The sequence below is a fragment of the Roseateles sp. P5_E1 genome (assembly GCF_054049335.1).
The window spans coordinates 1-941 of record NZ_JBFUMN010000144.1 but is presented as its reverse complement, the minus strand read 5'-3'; the positions used below and the strand labels follow the sequence as shown (position 1 = coordinate 941).

The window sequence follows — 941 nt, the reverse complement described above, 5'->3', positions numbered from 1 at the left end:
AGCCAAGGGCGGGCAGTGGTCGGCCGAGGACGAGGACGGCTTCAAATCCCCGATCCGCGACCAGTTCGAGCAGCAGGGCCACCCGTATTACGCCAGCGCGCGGTTGTGGGACGACGGCGTGATCGATCCGGCCGATACGCGCCGCGTGCTGGGCCTGGCCTTGTCGGCCAGCCTCAACGCGCCGGCGCAGAAGACCGCGTTCGGTGTGTTCCGCATGTAAGGCACGCGCGGCACCGCGAGGTGCCGCCCCCTGCTCCGCCATTGGCCCGCGCCACGAGACCTCCATGTTCACCAAGATCCTGATCGCCAACCGCGGCGAAATTGCCTGCCGTGTCATCGCAACCTGCCAGCGCCTGGGCATCGCCACCGTGGCGGTGTACTCCGACGCCGACCGCAACGCGCGCCACGTGCGCCTGGCCGACGAGGCCATCGCGATCGGCCCGGCGCCCGCACGCGAGAGCTACCTGCGCGGCGACGCCATCCTGGAGGCCGCACGTCGCACCGGCGCGCAGGCGATCCACCCCGGCTACGGCTTCCTGTCCGAGAACGCCGGCTTCGCCAAGGCCTGTGCCGAGGCCGGCATCGTGTTCATCGGCCCCTCGGCCGACGCGATCCGCGCGATGGGTGACAAGAGCGCGGCCAAGGCGCTGATGCACAAGGCCGGCGTGCCACTCACGCCCGGCTACCACGGCGACGACCAGGCTCCGGACTTCCTGCGTGCCCAGGCCGATGCGATCGGCTACCCGGTACTGATCAAGGCCAGCGCCGGCGGCGGCGGCAAGGGCATGCGCCGCGTCGACGCCAGTGCCGACTTCATCGACGCGCTGGCCAGCTGCCAGCGCGAGGCGCAGTCGGCGTTCGGCAATGCGCATGTACTGGTGGAGAAATACGTCGAGCGTCCGCGCCATATCGAGATCCAGGTGTTCGGCGACAGCCACGGC

At 70.4% G+C, this 941-nt stretch carries 2 protein-coding genes; both read left to right on the top strand.

From position 1 onward, the window contains the following. Positions 1 to 220: carboxyl transferase domain-containing protein (locus ACXJKJ_RS30205; protein ID WP_457395047.1), on the top strand; the 220-nt coding region annotated here is incomplete at its 5' end. A gap of 64 nt (positions 221 to 284) precedes the next feature. Then, positions 285 to 941: biotin carboxylase N-terminal domain-containing protein (locus ACXJKJ_RS30200; protein WP_457395045.1), on the top strand; the 657-nt coding region annotated here is incomplete at its 3' end.